1 protein-coding gene is annotated in these 834 nt (G+C 43.0%); it reads left to right on the top strand.

All coding sequences use genetic code 11. From position 1 onward, the window contains the following. Positions 1–257: 257 nt before the first annotated feature. A partial coding sequence (locus LMF89_RS25390) for a helix-turn-helix domain-containing protein (protein ID WP_229537589.1) occupies positions 258–834 on the top strand: 577 nt, incomplete at its 3' end.

The raw sequence follows: 834 nt of genomic DNA, 5'->3' as shown, positions 1-834 counted from the left end.
AAATGAAAAAGGCAGATTCCTTAAAAATAAGGGACCTGACGTCCTAACAGTTGGTAAAAGTTATTGGTTTTATAGCACTAGGTTGATTGTAACGGAAGGTGCGAGACTCCTGCGGGATCAGCGGGAGGCCACTGAAAATCTGCCTGTTTTTTAGATTTTCTTGAGAACCTAACGAAAAAAGCCAGTTCAATTCAAAATACGAATTGTAGTGCACCCCAAAAGTTAGAGTCAAAATCTAACTTTTGGGGTGTTTTATTATGGCGAAATATAGTGAATCATTTAAGCTGAAGGTCGTAAAGGAATATCTAGGTGGTCCACTTGGTATCGAACTTTTAGCGCGCAAATATGAGATAAAATCACATAGACAGCTTTTGTATTGGGTGCAGTTATATAAGGAACATGGCGCAGCCGGCCTAGCCAGAACGAAGAAAAACAAAGCTTATACTGTTCAATTCAAACTGGATGTACTAAGCTTTATGAAAAGGACAGGCGCTTCGCTGACGGAAACCGCTCTGGAATTCGGATTGACCAACCCGCCAATGATCTCCTCGTGGAAGAAAAGGCTCCTAGAGGGTGGAGCCGAAGCCCTGTCCAGACCGAGAGGACGGCCATCTATGAAGCATAAAACAAAGATTGAACAGGTGAAGCATCCACACAAAAAAATTGAGATGACACGGGAACAGAAGCTGGAACGGGACAATGAACTCCTCCGGCTGGAGGTAGAATACTTAAAAAAGTTGCGAGCTTTTCAGATGGACCCGGAGGGCTATCTCGAAAAGCACAAGCAGCAATATCATTCGAACTCAAAAAAAATTCCAACTGAAGGACGTCCTT

The organism is Pelosinus baikalensis (assembly GCF_020819555.1).
Taxonomy (GTDB): domain Bacteria; phylum Bacillota; class Negativicutes; order DSM-13327; family DSM-13327; genus Pelosinus; species Pelosinus baikalensis.
The sequence above is the reverse complement of the archived record's forward strand: the minus strand, read 5'-3'. Positions and strand labels throughout refer to the sequence as shown.